The organism is Vibrio sp. 1727 (assembly GCF_033344415.1).
GTDB lineage: Bacteria > Pseudomonadota > Gammaproteobacteria > Enterobacterales > Vibrionaceae > Vibrio > Vibrio alginolyticus.
Genome location: NZ_JAWPOT010000199.1, coordinates 1 through 775 on the forward strand (window position 1 = coordinate 1; position 775 = coordinate 775).

The window sequence follows — 775 nt, forward strand, 5'->3', positions numbered from 1 at the left end:
ACTCACTCGCAGGTACTGTAAACAGTGCAGTATCACCAGCAGCTACGTTTTTGGGTTGTGAGGCTGGTTTTAGCATATTGAAGCCAGACTTCTGGCTTGATTTAGTCGTTAAAACTTGTGTTTCGTTCCAAGCAGAAATGTGACTCGACTCTGAACTGCCTGTATCGAAATCGACCATAAACTCAGGACTGGGTTTGTAAAAGCTTACATCATCAAAAATATCTAGGACATGGGATGATTTAGAGTGACTAAAGCAAAAAGAGAGCCCTTCTTCGGCTAGGAGGCGCTGAACAAAAGCAAGATCAGATTCTTCATACTGAACTTTGTAGGAATATTGGGGATACGTATTTTTTAGTTCAAATTTAAATGCAACACCATGCTCTGAAAGCACTTCGGAAATAATGTCTTTTATATTTTTCTTCTGAAAGATTTTACAATTATTTCTGTACGCTGCGAACTTAACTTTCGGTTCAACAATAATTTCAATATTTTTGTAGTTTTCTCCATTATGAGAATTCATCACTCTCTGGCCTTCGAGCTTTGCAGCAGAGACAATGCCATGGAAAAAACGCGGACTTTTAGAAACACGACTACTATTTTCCACTGAAATCGTTACTTCTTTACCCACGATTTCATTGAGCTCATTTTTTTGATCATTAAAATAAGCTTTAGCACGCAATGAAAAAAGCTCCGAGATCCCTTCTCTATATTCGAACGAATTGAGAATAAGAGCATCTTTTCCAAACGGAGAAGAAATACGGATAAAGTTGTTGTC

Annotated in this window: 1 protein-coding gene; it reads right to left on the reverse strand. The window is 37.8% G+C overall.

Annotated elements, in window-relative coordinates; genetic code table 11:
- Positions 1 to 775: type VI secretion system tip protein TssI/VgrG (gene tssI, locus R8O10_RS24750; RefSeq protein ID WP_318191892.1), on the reverse strand; the 775-nt coding region annotated here is incomplete at both ends.